15 protein-coding genes and 1 tRNA gene are annotated in these 20,809 nt (G+C 65.1%); 2 read left to right on the forward strand and 14 right to left on the reverse strand.

The genetic code is table 11. The annotated features are described in order from the left end of the window. Window positions 1-102: 102 nt before the first annotated feature. The 6 genes from DF196_RS07250 to DF196_RS07275 form a co-directional block, all read right to left on the reverse strand. A tRNA-Leu gene (locus DF196_RS07250) sits at window positions 103-182 on the reverse strand. Window positions 183-214: 32 nt separating this feature from the next. Next, window positions 215-1,216: a Ppx/GppA phosphatase family protein gene (locus DF196_RS07255; RefSeq protein WP_109057188.1), complete on the reverse strand. Its 1,002-nt coding sequence runs from the start codon at window positions 1,214-1,216 to the stop codon at window positions 215-217. A gap of 34 nt (window positions 1,217-1,250) precedes the next feature. Then, on the reverse strand, window positions 1,251-1,817 hold the full coding sequence (locus DF196_RS07260; protein ID WP_109057189.1) for a DUF501 domain-containing protein: 567 nt from the start codon (window positions 1,815-1,817) through the stop codon (window positions 1,251-1,253). A 59-nt stretch (window positions 1,818-1,876) separates the two neighbouring features. Further along, window positions 1,877-2,476: an FtsB family cell division protein gene (locus DF196_RS07265; protein WP_170115008.1), complete on the reverse strand. Its 600-nt coding sequence runs from the start codon at window positions 2,474-2,476 to the stop codon at window positions 1,877-1,879. 100 nt (window positions 2,477-2,576) lie between these two features. Continuing rightward, window positions 2,577-3,875, reverse strand: a complete 1,299-nt coding sequence (gene eno / locus DF196_RS07270; RefSeq protein ID WP_109057191.1) for a phosphopyruvate hydratase — start codon at window positions 3,873-3,875, stop codon at window positions 2,577-2,579. Window positions 3,876-4,015: 140 nt separating this feature from the next. Continuing rightward, window positions 4,016-4,927, reverse strand: a complete 912-nt coding sequence (locus tag DF196_RS07275; RefSeq protein WP_241519635.1) for an aldo/keto reductase — start codon at window positions 4,925-4,927, stop codon at window positions 4,016-4,018. Window positions 4,928-5,128: 201 nt separating this feature from the next. Between DF196_RS07275 and DF196_RS07280 the strand changes: the two genes are divergently transcribed. Then, entirely contained in the window at window positions 5,129-6,412 is a 1,284-nt protein-coding gene (locus tag DF196_RS07280; RefSeq protein ID WP_109057193.1) for a zinc ribbon domain-containing protein, read from the forward strand. A 178-nt stretch (window positions 6,413-6,590) separates the two neighbouring features. On the opposite strand, the gene mfd is transcribed toward DF196_RS07280, so the two are convergent. The 4 genes from mfd to DF196_RS07300 all read right to left on the reverse strand — a co-directional run bounded on the left by mfd (window position 6,591) and on the right by DF196_RS07300 (window position 14,838). Then, window positions 6,591-10,292, reverse strand: coding sequence for a transcription-repair coupling factor (gene mfd, locus DF196_RS07285; protein ID WP_338323323.1), 3,702 nt, complete (start codon window positions 10,290-10,292; stop codon window positions 6,591-6,593). After that, complete coding sequence (pth, locus tag DF196_RS07290; RefSeq protein ID WP_109057194.1) at window positions 10,282-10,881, reverse strand: aminoacyl-tRNA hydrolase; 600 nt, start codon at window positions 10,879-10,881, stop codon at window positions 10,282-10,284. Before pth ends, mfd begins: the two co-directional genes overlap by 11 nt. A 66-nt stretch (window positions 10,882-10,947) precedes the next feature. Continuing rightward, window positions 10,948-11,472 carry a GNAT family N-acetyltransferase gene (locus DF196_RS07295; RefSeq protein ID WP_109057195.1) on the reverse strand — a complete coding sequence of 175 codons (525 nt, stop codon included), beginning with the start codon at window positions 11,470-11,472 and terminating at the stop codon, window positions 10,948-10,950. Window positions 11,473-11,538: 66 nt separating this feature from the next. Beyond that, a complete protein-coding gene (locus tag DF196_RS07300; RefSeq protein ID WP_109057196.1) occupies window positions 11,539-14,838 on the reverse strand; it encodes a UPF0182 family membrane protein in 3,300 nt (1,099 codons plus the stop codon). Between the two features lie 180 nt (window positions 14,839-15,018). Here DF196_RS07300 and DF196_RS07305 point away from each other — a divergent pair, with 180 nt between their 5' ends. After that, on the forward strand, window positions 15,019-16,248 hold the full coding sequence (locus DF196_RS07305) for a glycoside hydrolase family 3 N-terminal domain-containing protein (protein WP_241519636.1): 1,230 nt from the start codon (window positions 15,019-15,021) through the stop codon (window positions 16,246-16,248). A gap of 146 nt (window positions 16,249-16,394) precedes the next feature. Here DF196_RS07305 and nadD read toward each other — a convergent pair whose 3' ends face one another. The 4 genes from nadD to glyA all read right to left on the reverse strand — a co-directional run bounded on the left by nadD (window position 16,395) and on the right by glyA (window position 20,553). Continuing rightward, complete coding sequence (nadD, locus tag DF196_RS07310; RefSeq protein WP_109057198.1) at window positions 16,395-17,135, reverse strand: nicotinate-nucleotide adenylyltransferase; 741 nt, start codon at window positions 17,133-17,135, stop codon at window positions 16,395-16,397. Continuing rightward, window positions 17,132-17,707: a phosphoribosylglycinamide synthetase gene (locus DF196_RS07315; protein ID WP_109057199.1), complete on the reverse strand. Its 576-nt coding sequence runs from the start codon at window positions 17,705-17,707 to the stop codon at window positions 17,132-17,134. The genes nadD and DF196_RS07315 overlap by 4 nt, the downstream gene beginning before the upstream one ends. Next, the gene (locus DF196_RS07320) at window positions 17,704-18,999 is read right to left on the reverse strand and encodes a glutamate-5-semialdehyde dehydrogenase (protein ID WP_109057200.1); all 1,296 of its coding nucleotides are present in this window, start codon (window positions 18,997-18,999) and stop codon (window positions 17,704-17,706) included. The genes DF196_RS07315 and DF196_RS07320 overlap by 4 nt, the downstream gene beginning before the upstream one ends. A 246-nt stretch (window positions 19,000-19,245) precedes the next feature. Beyond that, window positions 19,246-20,553, reverse strand: coding sequence for a serine hydroxymethyltransferase (gene glyA / locus DF196_RS07325; RefSeq protein ID WP_109057201.1), 1,308 nt, complete (start codon window positions 20,551-20,553; stop codon window positions 19,246-19,248). Between the last annotated feature and the right edge of the window lie 256 nt (window positions 20,554-20,809).

Raw genomic sequence — 20,809 nt, forward strand, 5'->3', positions numbered from 1 at the left:
TCTTGCCCACACTATTCCGGATGAGGCAGCGATTCGCGGAACATGGGGGCGTCCGATCCCACTCGTATAAGGCTTCCGGCCATTCCGCGCGCCTTGTGAAAGTGCCTCCAGCGGGACTCGAACCCGCAAGCCGAAGCGATCGATTTTAAGTCGACTGCGTATACCAATTTCGCCATGGAGGCGTTGGCCCGTGGGCCAACCGTTTCATTGTACGCTATCGCGCGAGCAGGCGGCGTCCGTAGTCGAGGACGATGCCGTCGAGCAGGCCGTGCTCGCTGGCCACGTACGAGTCGATGGGCTCGCCGTGGTCGGCCGCGGCGGCCTCGCTCACCTTGGCGAGCACGCGGTTCCACACCACGGCGCCGCCGCCCACCACGTCCACACGGCCGGGGTGGATGGTCTTGTACTCGCGACGTTCCGCGCGGGACATGTTGAGGAATTTGTCGTCCACCGCGTACGCCTCCTCAAGGCTCAGGCGGTGGCCGTCCACCACGGTGTGGTCGTATTCGGTCAGGCCGAGGGCGAGCGCGGTCATGGTGGTCACCGTGCCGGACACGCCGATGATGGTGCGCGCCTTGCCGGCGTCCACCGTACGGAACGCCTCGTCGATGTGCTCGTCCACGTCCTTGATGGCGGCGTCGATCTCCTCCTGGGTGGGCGGATCGGTCTTCAGGTGACGTTCGGTCATGCGCACGGAGCCGATGTTCATCGAGAAGGCGCTTTGGACCTGCGTGGCGGGCGCGTTCACGCCGTCGCCGCCGATGACGAGTTCGGTGGAGCCGCCGCCCAGATCGACCACCAGGTATGGGGCCTTGAGTTCGCCGCGGTTGACCACGGAGGTGGCGCCGAGGAAGCTCAGGTCGGCCTCCTCCGTGCCGGGGATCACTTCGGGGCGCACGCCGAGGATGGATTCGATGCCGTCCTCGAACTCCTCGCGGTTCTCGGCGTCGCGTGTGGCGGAGGTGGCCACGAAGCGCAGGCCGTCCACCGGGTGTTCGGCAAGCACACCGGCGAATTCGCGGGCGGCCACGTAGGCGCGTTCGAGCGCCTCGTCGGCGAATCGGTGGGTCTTGTCCACATCCTGGCCGAGCCGGATCACGCGCAAGATGCGCGGCACCACTTCATGCATGCCGTCGGCGTCCACACGGGCGATCTTCAGCCTGATCGAGTTGGTGCCGCAGTCGATGCCGGCTACGGTCACGGATTCCTTGCTCATTGCCTTCTCCTTCGGGTCCAGTCGATGGACGGTTTCAGTCTTCCAGCGTGCAGCGGCACACGGACGGGTCGAACTCATCCTTGACTCGTTCAAGCACCAGATCGCCGATCGGGTTCGCGCCCGGTCCCATGACCAGCGACTGGGCCAGCAGGGCGTGCAGGCACTTGACGCGCACGGGCATGCCGCCGGCCGACGTGCCTTCGATGTGCTCCTCACTATCGCCGAGCCTGGCGGCCAGTTCGTGGCGGAACGCCAGATACAGTTCGTGGGCCCGTGCGTAGGCGGCGCGAAGCTCCTCATCAGCGGCGAGCATGTCGTTGTACTGTTGCATCACGCCCGCGGCCTCCACATGGGAAGCGGCCTTGACGGCTTCCGGGCCGGTCAGGTAGCAGGTGGTGGGGAACGGGATACCACCGGGCAGCACCGGACGGGTGATCACCGCCAGTGGACGGCCGCACACGCATCGGGCGCCCACGGCAACCATGCCTCGCGGATAACGGCCGAGCTGGCGCTGGACCAGATCGATGTCATGGTCGTTCGCGGGTTCGGCGAGCACGGCGTCCACGAGGGACACGGCCTTGGCGGTGATGTCGGTGGTCACGGTTGGGTTTCCTCCCCTGATGGTCGATGATGGTTGATGCGATGGAAAGACTATGGGTGTCACTGTCCGCTTTGGTCCGCGCCGCCCGTGCCGGAATCGGCGGACCGTCCGGATGAATCGGACTTGGACTTGCTGGATTTGCCGGACTTGTCGGACGAAGACGAGTCGGATGCGGACGAATCGTCGGACGATGTGCCGGACTTGGCGTCGGTCACGGGCTCGTCGGCCTTTTTGAAGGCGTACGACAGTTCGCTGTACCACGGCAGGACGTTCTTGTCCGAGCTGGATGAGGAGTCGGACGAATCGGTGCCGGTTTCGGTGCCGGTCACTGCCTCCGGGTGCAGTACGCGGACCGCCTGCTCGCCGGGGAACACGAAGCCGAGTCGTTCGCGGGCTTGGGCGGTGATGTAGGCCTTGTCGTTCCAGCGTTTGATGTCGTTTTCCAGTTCCTGTTTCTTGGCGATCAGCGACGCCTCCTCACGCTTCAAACCGTTGAGTTCGGCGAGGTTAAGCGCGTAGGTGTGGAAGGTGGCGACCAGTTGGATGGTGCCGAGGGCCACGATGAACAGGGAGACGAAGAAGGCGATGGGTCCCGCACCGCTCTTCCTCTTTTTGGCTTTTGCTGTGCCGGACTTGCCGGCTCGGGACTGCTTGCTCATGACATACGAAAATACCCGTCGCATTCGACCGAACGGATGCGACGGGTATCAGGATTCACCGGAACCTCACGCCTTCACGGGCGTTTTCGGTTCCTCGTGCTCACTTGGCCAGGTACTTCTTGCAGGCCTTGAAGGCGCTGTAGCCGGCGTACTGAGCGGTGGAGCCGAGCTCCTCCTCGATCTCCAGCAGGCGGTTGTACTTGGCAACGCGCTCGCCACGGGCCGGGGCACCGGTCTTGATCTGGCGGGTGTTCTTGGCCACGGCCAGGTCGGAGATGGTGGTGTCCGGGGTCTCGCCGGAACGGTGGGAAACCATGGAGGTGTAGCCAGCGGAGGTGGCCAGCTCGATGGCGTCGAGGGTCTCGGTCACGGAGCCGATCTGGTTGAGCTTGACCAGCAGGGAGTTGGCGGCGCCCAGGTCGATGGCCTTCTGCAGGCGGGCCGGGTTGGTGACCAGGAGGTCATCGCCGACGAACTGCAGGCGGTCGCCGAGACGACGGGTGATCTCGGCCCAGTCCTCCCAGCCTTCCTCGTTGAACGGATCCTCGATGGAGACGATCGGGTACTCGTTGATGAGGTTCTCGTAGTAGTCCAGCATGTAGGCGGACTCGCGATCCTCACCATCGAAGTGGTACTTGCCGGTCTCCTTGTTGTAGAACTCGGAGGAGGCGACGTCCAGGCAGATGCCGATCTGCTTGCCGGGCTCGTAGCCGGCGGCGGAGATGGCGTCCATGATGTACTTCAGGGAGTCCTCGTTGGACTTCATCTTCGGAGCGAAGCCGCCCTCGTCGCCAAGGCCGGTGTTCAGGCCTTCCTTCTTGAGGACGTTCTTCAGGGTGTGGTAGACCTCGACGCCGGCGCGCAGGGCCTCGGAGTAGGTGTCGAAGCCGTACGGGGAGATCATGTACTCCTGAATGTCGGTGGCGAAATCAGCGTGGGCGCCACCGTTCATGATGTTCATGTTCGGAACCGGCAGGATGTGGCCGTTGGTGCCGCCGATGTAGCGGTACAGCGGCAGGCCGGCGGACTCGGCGGAGGCGTACAGAGCGGCCAGGGAGACGCCCAGGATGGCGTTGGCGCCCAGCTTGCCCTTGTTCGGGGTGCCGTCGAGCTCGATCATCAGGTCGTCAAGAGCGCGCTGGTCGGCGGCATCCATGCCGATGACCTTCGGAGCGATGACCTCGTTCACGGCCTTGACCGCGTTCAGAACGCCCTTGCCGCCGTAGACGGACTTGTCGCCATCGCGACGCTCCCAAGCCTCGGCCTCACCGGTGGAAGCACCGGACGGAACCAGGCCACGACCCTGGGCGCCGTCCTCGGTGTCGAGGATGACCTCGACGGTCGGGTTGCCACGGGAATCGAGAATCTGACGCGCGTACACGCTTTCAATTGCTGCCACAACTACTCCTTAAACGGTTGTGTATCTAATGACAGTCCTAAGAATAGTGCGATTTGTGGACGTTGTGAACGACACGCCCAAAAATGGTGTGAGCGCTCACATTCTTGTGATGCCACATTCGATAGCCGACCGGCCGTGCTTTACGCCACCCCGTTGAGGTAGTCGATTTCCTCCGTGCCGAGGTCCAACGCCGCTGCCTGGAAGGAATCACCGATCTCCTGCGGGTTGCGCGCCGAGGGAATCGTGAACAGGCGGGGGTACCGGGCAAGTTCCCAAGCCAACGTGACCCGCTGGTGCGAGCAACCGTGATGGGCGGCGACCTCACGGAAACGGTCGAAGCAATGCTCGTTGAACGGGTCGAGGAACCCGCCGAGCGGCGACCAGCAGACGAAGGCCAAGCCGAGTCGTTCGCAGGTGTCCATCGTGCCGTCCGGGTCGCGGTAGACCGGCGAGAACTGGTTCTGCACGGCCACTAGTCGGTCGCCGAGGATCTCGCGGGCGAGGGCAATCTCCTCGTTGCCCACGCGGGAGATGCCCACGGCCTTGGCCACGCCCGCGTCCACGAGTTCCTTCAGCGCGCCCATCTGGTCCTCGTAGGGCACCTGAGGGTCGTTGCAATGCGAGTAGAACAGGTCGAGGGCGTCCACGCCGAGGCGCTGGCAGGATTCCTTGGCGTTGGCGATCATGGTCTTGGGGCGCGCATCCGCCTGCCATCCGTAGTGGCCATGGTTATCCAGCGTGCGCAGCCAGCCGGTTTTGGTGGCCACGAGCACATCGTCCTTCGGACCGTCCCATGAATTCAGGGCGTCGCGGACGAGGTATTCGCCGTAGCCCATGTCTTCCGGCTCGCCGGTGCCGGGTTTGCTGGGCAGATAGTAGGACCATGCGGTGTCGAGATAGCGTACACCGGCGTCAAGGGCGGCATGGATGGTCTCGATGGCCTGATCACGGCTCTCGGGACGGCCTTCGATGGCGAGCGCCATGGTGCCCATACCGAGACGAGGAATGGTGAAACCGGCGAGGGTGCCGGTGTTGCGGGGCGCGACGGGCATTGCCTGCGCGCCGGTCGTTTCGGTTGCGTTGTTGGAAACGTCATCTGCGACGGTTGCGGAAACTTCGGTCATACCCGTCACTTAAACCCCGCCGCTGGACAGTGCCGTGCGCATTCACCGTATCGCCGATGCCACATCCAGCCGCCACTGTATAGGGCACGGACGTATGGTAGATGGCAAGCGGCATGAGAGGAGATATCGATGGCGGACGAGGACGGCGGACAAGCGGCGCGCTGCCCGCATTGCGGTGCAGAGGTGACCGGTCGAGGCAGGTTCTGCGCGAAATGCGGGCAGGCGTTGCCGCCGGAAGCATTGGCGGGCACCAATCCGAGTATGCAGGCCGGCGCGAGCGTTCAGGCGGATCGGCCCGCCGTCAATGGCGGTGAGTCCGTTCCGGGTCCCGTCCACTCCCCTACCCCTGTGCCGACGGTACCGCCCGTTCCGTTGCCGAATGTCGAGGATGCGCGGAACGCCAAGTATGCAAACAGCAAGGGCCCGAACCGGAAAATGGTCGTCATCGCCACGATCGTCACAGTGGTAATCGTGCTGGCGGCGATCGGCGGATTCGTGGCGTATCGCATGGCACACGATCATGCAGTGGCCTCCTGCCAGGAGTCGGTGTTGCAGCTGAAGGACAAGCAGGCGAAGCTGAGCAAGATCATCGGAGAGGCGCAGCAGACTGCGGATGCGGCCGGTGCCGATTCGTCCGCTTCATCGACGCTTTCGGATGCGCTGGGCAAGGCGAAGGAGAAGGCCGACGCGAGCGTCATGTCATGCTCGGCCGATCCGAAGACCGCGCAAGGCAGCGCCGAGACGCTGATCAGGGAGATCGGCGAGGTTGAAAAGACATTGACCGGGGCGGACACCGACCAGCAGAAGCAAACGCTGTCGGAGGCGAAAGACAAACTCAAGAGCGCCATCGACACGGCGACCTCGACGCTGAACTCCTCAGACGGCAAGGTGGACGACCAGGCCGTGCGCGACACATTGTCCAAGGCGTTGGAAAGCGCGAACACAACGCTCAATTCCGGCAAGACCGCCAAGGAGTTTTCTCAGGCCGCTACCACGCTCGATACCGCTCGCAGCGCGGTCGAGGCCGCCGTGACCAAATGGAATTCCGAGGACGGCAGCCGTTGTTCGGCATATGCAGCAGATCTTTATGCCGGAGACATGGGCGGGCACCCTATTTTGTTGGCTGACTGCACCGTGCAGACGGTGGCGGGCCCCACTCCGGATACCACCATCTACACCATCGAAGCCGCATATGTTCCCGGAACATTCCACAAGAATGCCGATGGTAGTGCGAGCTGGAGCGGAAGGGACCCTTCAGGCAACACCGGTACTTGGACGTATTACCCGACAGGTTCTATGGCTCCGGTACCTTCGGATATGGCTTCTTATTGGAGCGAACGCTTCAACTGGACAGCAGACCCCGTGCTAATCGGACCGAATGACGAGGTCTATTCCGGACACCAATTCTCATAGACCACCCCTCTTAGTCAGCTGCGCTGACTAAGAGGCGATAGAACAGCGGCATGCGAGCCTGCGAATACCCATTTCACTCTGCCCTTAGCCGCTTAATTCCCCCGTCCTTGAGGCTGCTCCCCTCAGTCCGCGTTCGCGGACAGCTCCCCTCAGAGAGGGGAGCCAACAAAATGTGACACTACTTGCGCGGCTGGGGGCGGTATGCCAGGTCGTCGAGGAGCTGGTTGGCCCACAGGACGATCTGGTCGGAGTTCATCGGGCCCTGGCCGAGCGAGCCGTTGAAGGGCGCGGGAACCAGCAGCTGGTGGGTGACCGGGCGGTACTGGGTGCCCTTGTAGATGCGGGCCATGCGCATCTGCACGGATTCGGGCGGGTCGATGCGGCCGATGCGCACGCGGTTGGACTGCGCCAGAATCTCCGAGACGCCGAGCTTGCGGGCTTTGAACTTCAGACGCGCCACGTCGAACAGGGTCTCGAATTCCACAGGCGGCTTGCCGTAACGGTCGGTGAGCTCCTCCTGAAGGTCCTTCAAGTCGGCCTCGTTGCGGGCGGAGGCGAGCTTGCGGTACGCCTCCAAACGCAGCTTGTCCGAGTCGATGTACTCCACCGGGATGGACGCCTCGATGGGCAGATCCACGGACACGGCGATTGGTTCGACGTTCTCCTCGGGCTCCTTGTACTTCTCCACGGCCTCGGAGACCATGCGCACGTACAGGTCGAAGCCCACGCCCTCGATGTGGCCGGACTGCTCGTCGCCGAGCAGGTTGCCGGTGCCACGCAGCTCCAGATCCTTCATGGCCACGTCAAAACCGGAGCCAAGCGCGGTGTTCTGTGCGATGGTGGCGAGTCGGTCGTGTGACTGCTGGGTCATCAGCTTGGCCGGATCGTACAGGAAGTAGGCGTACGCGCGTTCGCGGCCACGGCCCACGCGACCACGCAACTGGTGCAGCTGGGACAGGCCGAAGCGGTCGGCGTGGTCCACGATCAGCGTGTTGGCGTTGGAGATATCAAGGCCGGTCTCGATGATCGTGGTGCACACGAGCACGTCGATGTCGCGATGCCAGAAGTCGCGGATGATCTGGTCGAGCTGCTTCTCCCCCATCTTGCCGTGGGCGATGCCCACCTTGGCCTCGGGTACGAGCGTGTGAATCTTGTCCGCCACATGCGAGATGTCCTGCACGCGGTTGTGCACGTAGAACACCTGGCCGCCGCGCAGCAGCTCGCGGCGCACGGCCGCGGTGACCTGCGCGTCCTCGTAGGCGCCCACGTAGGTGAGCACCGGCAAACGGTCCTCGGGCGGGGTGGCCAGCGTGGACATCTCACGGATGCCGGTCACGGCCATCTCCAACGTGCGCGGGATAGGCGTGGCGGAGAGCGAGAGCACGTCCACATTGGTACGCAGCGCCTTCAGGGTCTCCTTGTGCTCCACGCCGAAGCGTTGCTCCTCGTCGATGATCACGAGGCCCAGATCCTTGAACTTGATCTTGGGGTTGAGGAGCTTGTGCGTGCCGATGACCACGTCCACCGTGCCCTCTTCAAGCCCGGTGATGGTCTCGTTGATCTCCTTGGTGGTCTGGAAGCGGCTCATGGCGGCCACGTTCACCGGGAAGCCCTCGAAGCGTTCGGTGAAGGTCTCGTAGTGCTGCTGCACGAGCAGCGTGGTGGGCACGAGCACAGCCACCTGCTTGCCGTCCTGCACGGCCTTGAAGGCGGCGCGCACGGCGATTTCGGTCTTGCCGAAGCCCACGTCGCCGCAGATGAGTCGGTCCATCGGCACGGGCTTCTCCATGTCCGCCTTGACTTCGTCGATGGTGGTGAGCTGGTCGGCGGTCTCCTGGTACGGGAAGGCGTCCTCCAATTCCTTCTGCCACGGGGTGTCCGGGCTGAAGGCGAATCCGCGGGCGCGCTGGCGGGCGGAGTAGAGCTTGATGAGGTCGTCCGCGATCTCGTGGACGTGCTTGCGGGCCTTGGCCTTGGTGGCGGCCCAGTCGGAGCCGCCGAGCTTGTTGAGCTTCGGTGCCTCGGCGCCGATGTACTTGCTGACCTGGTCGAGCTGGTCGGTGGGGATGAACAGCTTGTCCGCGGGGGCACCGCGCTTGGAGGGCGCGTATTCGATGACGAGGTATTCGCGGGTGGTGCGGTTCGCGCCGGTGCCGATGGTGCGTTGGCGCATCTCTACGAACCGGCCGATGCCATGCTGTTCGTGGACCACGTAGTCACCGGCCTTGAGCTCCATGAGGTCGATGGCCTTGCGACGGCGTTTCGGCGTCTTGGCCACGGCGACCGCCGAGGTGCGGCCCGTCAGGTCACGTTCGGTCAGCAGCGCGATTTTGGCGGCGTTGTCCACGAAGCCGTCGATGGCACGGGAGCGGACGGTGTCGAACGTGGCGATGCCGGTGGTGTTGATGGCGCGCTTGAGCCTGGCGAGCGTGCCGGCGGCGGCCGCGGTGATGGTCACGGCGAATCCGGCGCTGATGAGGCCTTCGATGCCGCGCGTGGCCTTGGCCTCGTCGCCGCGGAATTCGGCCGGGTTCTGCGCGTCGAGCTGCACATGACCGGGCAGGGTGGCGTCCACGCCGAAGCTGGTGAGACGGATTACGTCATGCTCGGAGTATTCGAGGGCGCTGATGGTCTCCTCGAAGTCCAGGAAGCTGGCCTCGTCGAAGCTGATGGGTGTGCCGGCGCCGTGGCCGGATGCGGCCACATGCCAGCTGGCGGCGAGGAACTCGTTGGCGGTCTTGGCCAGGTCCTCGGCGGAGCGGCGTAGTTTTTCGGGGTCGCTGAGCATGATGACGGCGTCCTTGGCCAGCATGGAGCTCACCGGTTCCAGATGGTCCACGAGCGCGGGCATCAGCGATTCCATGCCTTCCACCGGAATGGCGTTGGCGATGGATTCGAGCATGTCCTCGGCGTTGGGGATGGAGCCGATCAGGGCTTTGGCGCGTTTGCGTACGGCGTCCGTGAGCTGCAGTTCACGGCAGGCGGTGGCCCAGATGGTCTTGATGCCGTTGCCATAGGTGCGCTGGTCGGATGCGTGGAATTCCTTGATGGTGTCGATTTCGTCGCCGAAGAACTCGATGCGCACCGGATGCGGCGCGGTGGGCGGGAACACGTCGAGGATGCCGCCGCGCACGGCGAATTCGCCGCGGTCCATCACGAGGTCCACGCGCGTGTAGGCGTTCTCGATGAGGCGTTTGGCGGCTTCGTCCAGCGCCAGCTCCTCCCCTACCGTGAAGACGAGCGGCTCCACGTCGCCCAGTCCTTTGACCACGGGCTGGATGAGGGAGCGCACGGGCATGACGAGGATGCGGATCGGCCCGAACATCGGGTCGTCGGCGCTGGGGTGCTTGAGCCTGCGGAACACGGCCATGCGGCTGGCCACGGTGTCCGCGCGGGGGCTCAGTCGCTCGTGCGGCAGTGTTTCCCAGGCTTCGAGCTGGGCGATGTCGTTTGGGTCGCCGTCATACCAGGAGCGCAGCGCGCCCACGGTCTCCTCGGCTTCGCGACCGGAAGCCACGACGAGCACCACGGGCTTGCCTGCAGCGGCACGGCCACGATCGTTCTCATCGGCGGAATCCCGACCGCCGATTCCCTGGGCGATGGCGGCGGCGAGCGCCGGACGCAGGCCTTCGGGGATGCCGACCGTGATGGATGGGTCGGCGGCGGCCTCCTCGCCGGGCTGCACGTCGCCGGCCGCCACCCTGCGGAATGCGGGATCGCGCAGCACATCGTGCAGGATGCCGGTAAGCGAGCCGTTGATGGGTTCGCCGTTCAATGCCGCGGCCGAGACCACGGACTGTGCGGATGCGGCGGAGGTGGGGCCAGCCGGCGCGGTCCGGGAGCCGGCGGAAGCGTATGCAGATGCGGCGTCAGCGGCCATTGAACATCTCCTGGGTCTTGGCCAGACCCTTGAAGATGATATCCTCGGCGGCGTCGGCGCCGTCGGCCAGGAATTCGGGCAGCTGCTTGCGCTGGTCGGGGCCGAAGCCGCCGAGCACCCAGTTCACGGTGTTATCGTGCGCGTTGGGGCCGCGCTTGGCATGGCCCACGCCCATGCGTACGCGCGCGTACTTCGGCGTGCCCAGGGAGCGGTCGATGGACTTGATGCCGTTGTGGCCGCCCGCGGAGCCGCCGGCCTTGACCTTGATGCGGCCGAATTCCAAATCCATGTCGTCGTGGATCACCACGATGTGGTCCGGTTCGATCTGGTAGTAGGCAGAGATGGAGGCCACGGCGTTGCCGGAGTCGTTCATGTAGGTCAGCGGCTTGGCCAGGAAGAACTTGACGGTGCGACCCTCGAGGTTCATGGCGCCCTTGCCGAGCATGGCCAGGCCCTTATGGTCGGCGAAGTTCACCGACCAGCGTTCGGCCAGCAGGTCGGCGGTCATGAAGCCCATGTTGTGCCGGGTGTCCTCATACTTCTTGCCGGGGTTGCCCAGGCCCACGATCAGCCAGAAATCCGATGCCATATCCGCTCCTTTACTCGGTCAAACCGTACAGATTGTACTCAACGCCGCAGTCAAGGCCGTGTATGGTCACAGGTCCAGGTACCAGTAGGACATGTCACGCATGGTGCCGGTGGAGTCGGTGGCGGCAGCGGGCATGAGGCCGAAGCGGGTGAAGCCGAAACGTTTCATCAGGGCGATGGAGCCGGCGTTGTCCGCGAAGATGATGCCGCAGGCCTTGCGCATGCGGCGGGCGCGCGCCTCGTCCAGCAGCTTGTCCAGCAGGAACGTGCCCGCTCCCCGGCCCTGCCATGCGGGGTCGATGTAGTAGGCCAGATCGGTGACACCGTCGTAGCCGGCGCGGTCGTAGAAGACGGAGAGCGCGCCGAAGCCGACGACCTGCGGGGCGGCGTCCGTCTCTTCGCCCGTTTCTCCGGTTGATTCCACCACGAAGACGCCGTACGGGGGCTTGTGTGATTCCACCCAGTCGCGGCGCTGGTCGAGGGTGCGTGGCGTGAGGTCGGCGGTGGAGCCGCCGGCGATGACGGAAGCGTTGTAGATGTCGGTGATGGGCTGGACGTCCCGCGGCTCGGCGGGACGGAATACGAATGGCATGGAAATCCTTGGTGATATGCGTGTGGCCCGTCCTCAGATGCGAGGACGGGCCACACGGTCGTTGGGCTACTTGTCGAGTTCGAGGGCCCTGTTGAGGGCGTCCTCAAGCTCCTGCTGCGCCTTGCCGTAGGCGGTCCAGTCGCCGTTCTTCATGGCGGACTGGCTGTCCTTCATGGCCTGCGCGGCGTCTTCAAGCGCCTGCTGGAGTTCGGGGCTGGCCGTCGTGCCGGAGGAACCAGACGAAGTGCCGGAGTCGCCACCGTTCTGGTCGGACTTGCCCTGGTCGCCGGACTGGCCGGACGAATCGGACTTATCCGACTTGTCGCCGTCGGACGAACCAGTCGAACCGGAACCGTTCTGGCCGGACGAATCCGAGCCTCCCGCGTTCTGCGCGTCGCCCGCGGCCGCGCCGGAGTCGCCGCCGAACACCTGATCCAGCGCCTCGTCGAGCGTGTCCGCGAAGCCCACCTGGTCACCGAAGGCCACCAGCGTCTTCTTGAGCAGCGGGAAGGACGTGGCACCCGAGGACTTCACGTACACGGGCTGCACGTACACCAGGCCGCCGCCGAGCGGCAGGGTCAGGAGGTTGCCTCGCACCACCTGCGTGTCGCCGGACTGCAGGAGGTTGAGCTCCTTGGACACGTCCGCGTTGGCGTTGAAGTTGTTCTGCGCCTGGCCGGGGCCGGGCACGTTGGAGTCCTTGGGCAGCTCTTGCAATCTCAGGGTGCCGTAGTTCGGCCCGATCTTGCCTTTCTCGCTGCCCGCGTCCGAATCGACCGAGAGGAATCCTGTGAGGATCTCACGGGTGGACTGGCCGGCCGGGATGTACGTGGAGGTCAGCGAGAAGATAGGCTCCTCGGTGCCGCCGGTCTGCAAGGTCAGGTAGTAGGGCGGCTGCAGGATGTCCTGATCCTGCTGGGCCTGGGATTCGGTGGGATCCACTGGCGTCTGCCAGAAGTCCTCGCCGGAGTAGTACTGGTTGGCGGAGGTGACGTGGTACTTGGACAGCAGGTTGCGCTGCACCTTGAACAGGCCCTCCGGGTAGCGCAGGTGGCTCATGAGGTCGCCGGAGATCTCACTCAGCTGGTGGTACTGGCCGGGGAAGATCTGCTCCCAGGCCTTGATCACCGGGTCGGAAGTGTCCCACACGTACAGATCCACGGAACCGTCGTAGGCATCCACGGTGGCCTTGACCGAGTTGCGGATGTAGTTGGCCTGCTGCGAGCCCAAGGAGGAGACCGTGTCCGAGGAGACGGTGGTGGAATCCTGGGTGGAGGTGCCGAGGTTGGTCATCTGCGAGTACGGGTAGGCGTCGGAGGTGGTGTAGCCGTCCACGATCCACTTGACGCGGCCGTCCACCACCGCCGGGTAGACACGGCCGTCGAGCGTGAGGTACGGCGCGACCTTGGCCACGCGCTCCTTCGGGGAGCGGTCGTAGAGAATCTGCGAGGCGCTGGTCACACGGTCGGAGAAGAGGATCTGGTCCGAGCCGAAGCGAATCGCGTAGAGGATGCGGGCGAACAGGTTGCCCACGGACGGACCGCCGTTGCCCTTGAAGGTGGTCAGGGCACCTTCGGAACCGGTCGGATAGTCGAACTCCCAGGCCTGCGTGCCCTCGGGCGCGCCGACGATGGAGTATTCGGTGGTGTTCGGGGAGAAGTAGATGCGCGGCTCGTACTTCTCGGAGTCGGTGAGCTTGCCCTGGGTGGGGATGCCGGATTCGAAGAACTCCGGCTGGCCGTCCGCGGTCACCTTGTTGCCGTAGGCGGCCACGATGCCGTAGCCGTGCGTGTAGACGGTATGGTCGTTGACCCAGTTGCGGTTGTCGTTGCCGTCGAGGTCCAGCTCGCGGGCGGCGATCACGGTGTCCTGGGAGACGCCGTCGATGTCGTACTTGTCCACGGCGAGCGTGTCCGCGAAGGTGTAGTACTGCTTGGACTGCTGGAGCTGCTTGAACGTGGGGCTGACCACCTGCGGGTCGAGCAGTCGGATCTGCGCGGTGGTGTCCGCCTCCTTGGCCAGGGCCCCCTGCTCGCCCTTGTTGGTCACCTTGTACTGCTCGGTCTTGAGCTTGTCGAGGCCGTAGGCGGCGCGGGTGGCGTCGATGTTGCGCTGGATGTAGGTGGATTCCATCTCCTGCGCGTTCGGGTTCACGCGGAAGCGCTGGAGCAGCACCGGCCATGCCACGGTGAGCACCATGCCCACCACCACGGTGGCGGCGATGGCCACCACCGGCACACGCCAGGCCCTGAGGGCGGCGGAGGCGCGCACGCCGAGCGGCGCCTGGCCTTCGAGCGCATGCGAGCGCATGAGCCACACACCCAGCACCACACCGAGGATGGCGGTCAGGGCGGCCATGATGAAGGTGACCGGGATGTTGGCGTGCACGGCGGTGTAGGAGGCGCCGGTGATGCGCGAACCCTGCACGGTGAGCTGATCGAACACGCCGATGACCTGGCGCACCGCCCAGGCGAACATGTTGAGCATCAGCCAGATGCCGAGCTGGCGGCGGCAACGCTTGGTGATGGCGAAGAGGCCCCGGCCGTTGACCGGCATGGTGATACGGATGCCGCCCATGAGCACATGCGTGATGAGCGAGAAGATGAGGCCCACGCCCAGCAGCATGGACACTGCGGCGAGCACGAGCTTCAAGCCCGGCAATACGAATACGTAGAAGCCGTTGTCCAAGCCGAACTGCGGGTCGGTGGTGCCGAAGCTCTGCGCGTTGAACATGAGCAGGATCTCGCTCCAGTTGGCGTTGAACTGCGCGCCGAACACCACGCCCACGATGAGCGAGACGCCGGCGGCCACACGGCGCGCGGTCTTGGAGCTGAAGGATTTGGCCACTTCGATGACGTCGCCGTTGATGCGGATGGTGGAGCCGTCCGCCGCGTCCGGACGGGCGCGGATTGCCAGCCACGCGGACACGAAGCCGGTCAGCGCCATGAGCAGCGCGTACGCCACCCACAGGCCCACCTTGACGCCGAGCTGGGTCCAGACCACGGACTGGAAGCCGAGCTGGCCATACCACATGAGGTCGGTGATGAAGCGGGACAGGGCGAAGAACAGGCTCACGGCGATGACCAGCGCGAGCACTATGCCGAGCATGATCTTGGTGCCGCGAGAGCTCTGGGTGTTGCGCGGGCGCCCGCCGGACGGCCGGTTGGTCAGGCGCGGGTTCGCGGGTCCGTGCGGCGGCCGGCCGGAGCCGGACTGGCTGGAAGCATTGGCGTTGCCGCCGTTTGCGGGGCCGTCCCCATCGGCCTCGACATTGAGAATGATCGGATCGTCATCGCCGGACTTGCCGCGGTGGCCGTCGCCGTCACCGTTGCCGAACAGTATTGAGAAAGGATCGTTGAAAGACATGTTCCCAGCCTACCGGCAGCCAAGGAAGGGTGATTATGCCGCCAGCGCACAGGTGATTCGCAGGAAACACAATATCGGAACATACCCTGTCATAGGCTTGGAGGCATGAGAAGAGAACGTCCGCAACATCTGCATGCCTCCCACGCCGCGTCCAAGGCCTCCCATATCGGCACGGTGGTCGTGGCCGTGATCTGCGTGCTGGTCCTGGCCCTGGCCGGCACGGTGGCCTATGGATGGCATACCGGCGCGTTCGATTTCCTGCACGGCTCCGGCGCGGCCGGTGGCGGCAACGGCACGCAGCAGTCCGCCACGGGCACGCAAAAGCAATCGCAGACGCTCAATCGCAAGGACTCCCCCAAGCCCGACGATTCCGCCGCCGCCCGGGCCCGGAAGCTGGTCTCCTCGATGTCGCTCGGCGAGCGCGTGGGCCAGCTGGTGATGGTGCCGTTGTTCGCCGGCACCGACCCGTCCTCGCTGGCCTCGACCATTCAGAACGACCATGCCGGTTCCGTGCTCATCATCGGCAACTGGACCGGCGGCACCGCGAACGTTAAGGCTGCGGTCGACCAGTTGCAGGGATACGCGCCGGACGGCAACGGACTCATCATCGCCACCGATCAGGAGGGCGGTCAGGTACAGCATCTGACCGGCACCGGGTTCGATACGATGCCCTCGGCCGTCGAACAGGGCGCGATGACCACCGATCAGCTGCGCGCCTCCGCCAAGGTGTGGGGTTCGCAGCTGGCGTCCGCCGGCGTGAACGTCAATCTGGCGCCGGTGCTGGGCACGGTGACGGTGAATCGCGCCTCGAACGCCCCGATCGGCGCGCTGAACCGTGATTTCGGTCTGGACGCCGCCGGCAACGCCGCTCATGGCGTGGCGTTCATCCAAGGTATGAAGGACGCCTCTGTGCAGACGTCGGTCAAGCATTATCCCGGTCTGGGCGCGGTGACCGGCAACACCGATTTCACCTCGCAGGGCATCCTCGACACCACCACCGCGTTGGGCGGCGATGAGATCGGCGCGTTCGACACGGCCATCAAGCAGGCCGACCCGGCGATGGTGATGATGTCGCTGGCCACGTATCAGGCCATCGATCCGAACAATCCCGCGGTGTTCTCGTCCGCGCTCATCACCGACCACCTGCGCGGCGAACTGGGCTATGACGGCGTGGTGGCCTCCGATTCGCTGTCCGCCGAGGCGCTGAGCGGCTACGCTGCCACGCAGTTGGGCGTGAAGATGATTGATGCGGGTGCCGACCTGGCCTGCATCGGTCAGGTGGAGTATGTGGAGCCGATTTTGCAAGGTCTCAACACGCAGGCCTCGGCAGATGAGGCGTTCGCCAAGAAGGTCACGGAATCCGCGGTGCGCGTGATGACGTTGAAGATCGAAATGGGATTGGTGAAGTAGCGGCAATAGCGGCGGAAGAACCGGAACGCGACAGCCTCACGCTTTTCCGCAAGCCCTGATTACGTAATCCGTTGCGCGGAGGCCGGGGCGGGGCGCACCCCGCCCCCCCCCCCCGGCCCCCGCGCAACTTATTCCGTTTGAATCCACTACTCCCCCTGCGCGTACAGGCCGTGCTTGCCGATGTACTGCACCACACCGTCGGGCACCAGATACCAGACGGGCTCGTTGTGTTCGGCGCGGCGGCGCACGTCGGTCGAGGAGATGGCCAGAGCCGGGATCTCCAGCGTGTCCACCTTGCCTTCGGGCAGCTTCACGCCGGTCGGGCTGGAGTATCCGGGCCGGGTCACTGCCACGAAGTGCGCCAGATCCCACATCTTCTCGGCGTCCTTCCACTGCATGATCTCAGCCACGGCGTCCGCACCGGTGATGAAGAACAGCTCCGCATCCGGGTGCTGGGCGCGGATGTCGCGCAGCGTGTCGATGGTGTAGGTGACGCCCGGACGGTCGATATCCACTCGGGAGACCGTGAACTTGGGATTAGAGGCCGTGGCGATCACGGTCATGAGGTACCGGTCCTCGGCGTTGGTCACATGCTTGTCCAGCTTGAACACCGGCCGGCCGGTGGGCACGAAGATGACCTCGTCCAGATCGTAGACCCACGCCACCTCCGAAGCGGCGACCAGGTGACCGTTGTGGATCGGGTCGAACGTGCCGCCCATGATGCCGATGCGCAGTCGCGTATGCCAGTTGCCGCGCGCCGAAAGCCGTCCGCGGCCGTGACCGGAGTGCTCGTCCTGACCGGACAGATCGGACATGCGACGCATGGGTTCCGCCGCACCCGCCGCCTGCTGCAGGGCCGCGAGTTCGGTAGGTTCGGCGGCGCTCATGCCTGGCCGCCTTCGTCCGCCACCTGCGTCTCCTGCTCGATCTCGTCGGCGGTGGGGTCGGCCTCCTGCGGATCAATCTTGCCCATGTCCTCATCCCATTCGTCCTGCACCACACGGCGGATCTCGGCGAAGGTGGGCAGCGGGAATCCGGGCTGGTAGAGTCGACGCACCTCGGCCACGCGCTCGGTGATGCGGATGAGCGTGTCCGTCATACCGTCGATGTCGCCGTCACGCTCCATCTGGGAGAACTTGCCGATGTAGCCTTCCATGAGCTCCATGTGCTCGCGCACGGTGTGCAGCCGGGCCTCGTCCAGATCCACCACGTCGGGCGAATCGGTTTCGGGCCAGCCGATGAGCACGGCGTCCGCGTATTCCAACGAGGCGCGCTGGGCGGCGGAGGCGATGCCGTCCTCGATTTGCACGAGGAAGACATAGCGTACGATGCTCAGGCGCTCGGCCGCGATCTTGAGCCCAAGTTTGGGATCGTTCAGGTCGATGTCGTTGCGCAGGTCGGTCACCTGGCCGCCCTCCTTGGTCGTGCCGTTGACGACGTTGCCGTTGTTCTCGCTCATGCGCGCACCTGTCCTGTTCCGTATCCGATCCACTTGGTGGTGGTCATTTCACGCAGTCCCATGGGTCCGCGCGCGTGCATCTTCTGGGTGGAGATGCCGAGTTCGGCGCCGAAGCCGAACACGCCGCCGTCCGTGAAGCGTGTGGAGGCGTTGACCATGACCACTGCCGAGTCTATACGCTTGGTGAACGTTTCGATGGCTTCGTAATCCTCGGCGATGATGGATTCGGTATGGCCGGTGGAGTGCTCGTTGATGTGCGCGATGGCCTCGTCCAGATCATCGACCACCTTGACGCCCATCTTGAGGGCCAGGTATTCGGTGTCCCAGTCCTCCTCGGTGGCGTGGTTGAGCGTCAGCCCCTCGATCGAGGCGCCCTGGATGATGTCGTAGGAGATGGCGTCCGCCTGCAGCACCACGTCCGCCTGGCCCAGGGCCGTGGCGATGGCGGGCAGGAAGTCGGCGGCGACATCCTTGTGGACCAGCAGCTTTTCGGCGGCGTTGCACACGCCCACGCGCTGGGTCTTGGCGTTGAGGATGATCGGGATGGCCTTGTCGAGGTCGCCGGAACGGTCCACGTAGATGTGCACGTTGCCGGCTCCGGTTTCGATGACCGGCACCTTGGAGTTGCGCACCACGGCCTGGATGAGTCCCGCGCCGCCTCGCGGCACGAGCACGTCGATGTGGCCGCGCGCTTCCATCATGGCGGTGGCGCCGGCGCGTCCGAACTGATCCACGGACTGCACGAGGGCCGGGTCGAAGCCATAGGCCTCAAGCACGGGGGCGATCACGGACAGCGTGGCGGCGTTGGTGCGTTCGGCGGCGTGGCCTCCTCGAAGCAGCGCAGCGTTGCCGGATTTGAGGCACAGGCTGGCCACGTCCACGGTGACGTTCGGGCGGGCCTCGTAGATCATGCCGATCACGCCCATCGGCACGCGCGTCTGCGTCAGGCGCAGGCCGTTGGGCAGGTTGTATCCGCGCACGATCTTCCCTACCGGGTCGGGCAGGGTGGCCACGTGACGCACGCCGTTGGCTGCGGCGGCCACGCGCGGGATGTCGAAGAGCAGACGGTCGAGTTTGCCCGCGTCCATGCCGTTTTCCTTGGATTCGAGCATGTCGAGGGCGTTGGCGGCTTCGATCTCGCCGGCGTGCGCGTCCAGTGCGTCCGCGATGGCGAGCAGCAGCTCGTTCTTGGATTCGGTGTTTGCCCGGGCGAGGCGCTCCTGTGCGCGGGCGGCCCGATCGGCCTGGCCGCACACCGCGCTGAACACCTCGGGACTCAATGCTTCGCTCATAGAAGACAAGGGTAACGCACAATGCGGCATGGCGCTTGTTTCGGGCCAGATACGCGCTTGGCTCCCTCTGACGAGGGAGCTGGCAGCGAAGCTGACTGAGGGAGAGAAGCCGAGGCGATACCATCGCCGTGGAATCGTATCGACTGTAAGCCAATGCCTTTCCCAAACGGCTGACGCCGTACTTCTCTCCCTCAGTCTTGCTTCGCAAGCCAGCTCCCTCATCAGAGGGAGCCAAGATGCTTACGATCAGTGAATCTGGTCGAGGCCCGGGTAGAGCGGGAAGTCCTCGACGAGCTTGTCCACGCGGGCCTTGAGGGTCTCCACGTCGGCGGACGGGCCGGCGGCGAGCGCGGTGCCGATGATGTCGGCCACCTCCTCGTATTCCTTCGGTCCGAAGCCGCGGGTGGCCAGGGCGGAGGTGCCGATGCGCAGGCCGGAGGCCACGGAGGCCGGACGCGGATCGAACGGCACGGTGTTGCGGTTGATGGTGATGCCGCAGGCGGCGAGCAGGTCCTCGCCCTGCTTGCCGTCCATCTCGGAGTTGCGCAGATCCACCATGACCAGGTGCACGTCGGTGCCGCCGGTCAGCACGGAGATGCCGTTGGCCTTGACGTCGTCCGCCATAAGGCGGTCGGCCAGGATCTTGGCGCCGTCGAGGGTGCGCTGCATGCGGTCCTTGAACTCCGGGGTGCCGGCCACCTTGAAGCTGACGGCCTTGCCGGCCACCACGTGCATGAGCGGGCCGCCCTGCTGGCCCGGGAACACGGAGGAGTTGAGCTTCTTGGCGTACTCCTCCTTGGCCAGGATGAAGCCGGAACGCGGACCGCCGAGCGTCTTGTGTGCCGTGGAGGAGACCACGTCGGCGTACGGCACCGGGCTCGGGTGCAGGCCGGCGGCCACAAGGCCGGCGAAGTGGGCCATGTCGACCCAGAACTTGGCGCCCACCTCGTCGGCGATCTCCTTGATGGCCTTGAAGTCCTCGATGCGCGGGTAGGCGGACCAGCCGCCGATGATCATGGCCGGGTGCACCTCGAGGGCGCGCTGGCGGATAATCTCCGGGTCGATGCGGAAGGTCTCGGGGTTCACGCCGTAGGCTTCGGCGTGGTAGAACTTGCCGGAGAAGTTGATCTTCATGCCGTGGGTCAGGTGGCCGCCGTGGTCGAGGGCCAGACCGAGCACGGTGTCGCCGGGCTTGACGAGCGCCTGGTAGACGGCGGCGTTGGCCTGGGCGCCGGAGTGCGGCTGGACGTTGGCGTATTCGGCGCCGAACAGCTTCTTGGCGCGTTCGCGGGCGATGGTCTCGATCTGGTCCACGAACTCGCAGCCACCGTAGTAGCGGCGTCCCGGATAGCCTTCGGCGTACTTGTTGGTGAGCACGGAACCCTGGCACTGCAGCACGGCGCGCGGTACGAAGTTTTCGGAGGCGATCATCTCCAGGCCGCCCTGCTGGCGGTGCAGCTCGGAGTCGAGCAGCTGGGCGATCTCGGGATCGGTCTCGCTGATGGGCGCGTTGAAGGCGTCGGTTGCGGTCTGTGCGAGGGGTGAAGCGGTCATGGGTGCTCCTTAGTGGTGTGGATAACGACTGGTTTGCCGTTCGGGGCTACTGTACGTTCCGTTTGTGGCCGTTCTGTTTCCGTACGACGATTCCGCCGGTGTTTCACAGGTCGTTTCACGACCGGTGCGCACATCATGCGCCATCGCCGGCCTTGCGTCCGGCAGACCCGCACGCGGCCCGTATACCGGCCATCATGGCCCGGATCGCACATGACGGGAAGGCAAAGTCCCATATCCCGGACATCGCGACGCGCCG

This window comes from Bifidobacterium callitrichidarum, assembly GCF_003129905.1.
In the GTDB taxonomy this organism is placed as follows: domain Bacteria; phylum Actinomycetota; class Actinomycetes; order Actinomycetales; family Bifidobacteriaceae; genus Bifidobacterium; species Bifidobacterium callitrichidarum.

Bases quoted from the DNA above. Each gene is read 5' to 3' on its own strand.
- DF196_RS07265 (WP_170115008.1), bottom strand. From the start codon at position 2,476: ATGAGCAAGCAGTCCCGAGCCGGCAAGTCCGGCACAGCAAAAGCCAAA.
- DF196_RS07295 (WP_109057195.1), bottom strand. From the start codon at position 11,472: ATGCCATTCGTATTCCGTCCCGCCGAGCCGCGGGACGTCCAGCCCATC.
- mfd (WP_338323323.1), bottom strand. From the start codon at position 10,292: ATGGCCGCTGACGCCGCATCTGCATACGCTTCCGCCGGCTCCCGGACC.
- DF196_RS07315 (WP_109057199.1), bottom strand. From the start codon at position 17,707: ATGAGCGAGAACAACGGCAACGTCGTCAACGGCACGACCAAGGAGGGC.
- DF196_RS07300 (WP_109057196.1), bottom strand. From the start codon at position 14,838: ATGTCTTTCAACGATCCTTTCTCAATACTGTTCGGCAACGGTGACGGC.
- glyA (WP_109057201.1), bottom strand. From the start codon at position 20,553: ATGACCGCTTCACCCCTCGCACAGACCGCAACCGACGCCTTCAACGCG.
- DF196_RS07255 (WP_109057188.1), bottom strand. From the start codon at position 1,216: ATGAGCAAGGAATCCGTGACCGTAGCCGGCATCGACTGCGGCACCAAC.
- nadD (WP_109057198.1), bottom strand. From the start codon at position 17,135: ATGAGCGCCGCCGAACCTACCGAACTCGCGGCCCTGCAGCAGGCGGCG.
- pth (WP_109057194.1), bottom strand. From the start codon at position 10,881: ATGGCATCGGATTTCTGGCTGATCGTGGGCCTGGGCAACCCCGGCAAG.
- DF196_RS07275 (WP_241519635.1), bottom strand. From the start codon at position 4,927: ATGCCCGTCGCGCCCCGCAACACCGGCACCCTCGCCGGTTTCACCATT.
- DF196_RS07320 (WP_109057200.1), bottom strand. From the start codon at position 18,999: ATGAGCGAAGCATTGAGTCCCGAGGTGTTCAGCGCGGTGTGCGGCCAG.
- DF196_RS07280 (WP_109057193.1), top strand. From the start codon at position 5,129: ATGGCGGACGAGGACGGCGGACAAGCGGCGCGCTGCCCGCATTGCGGT.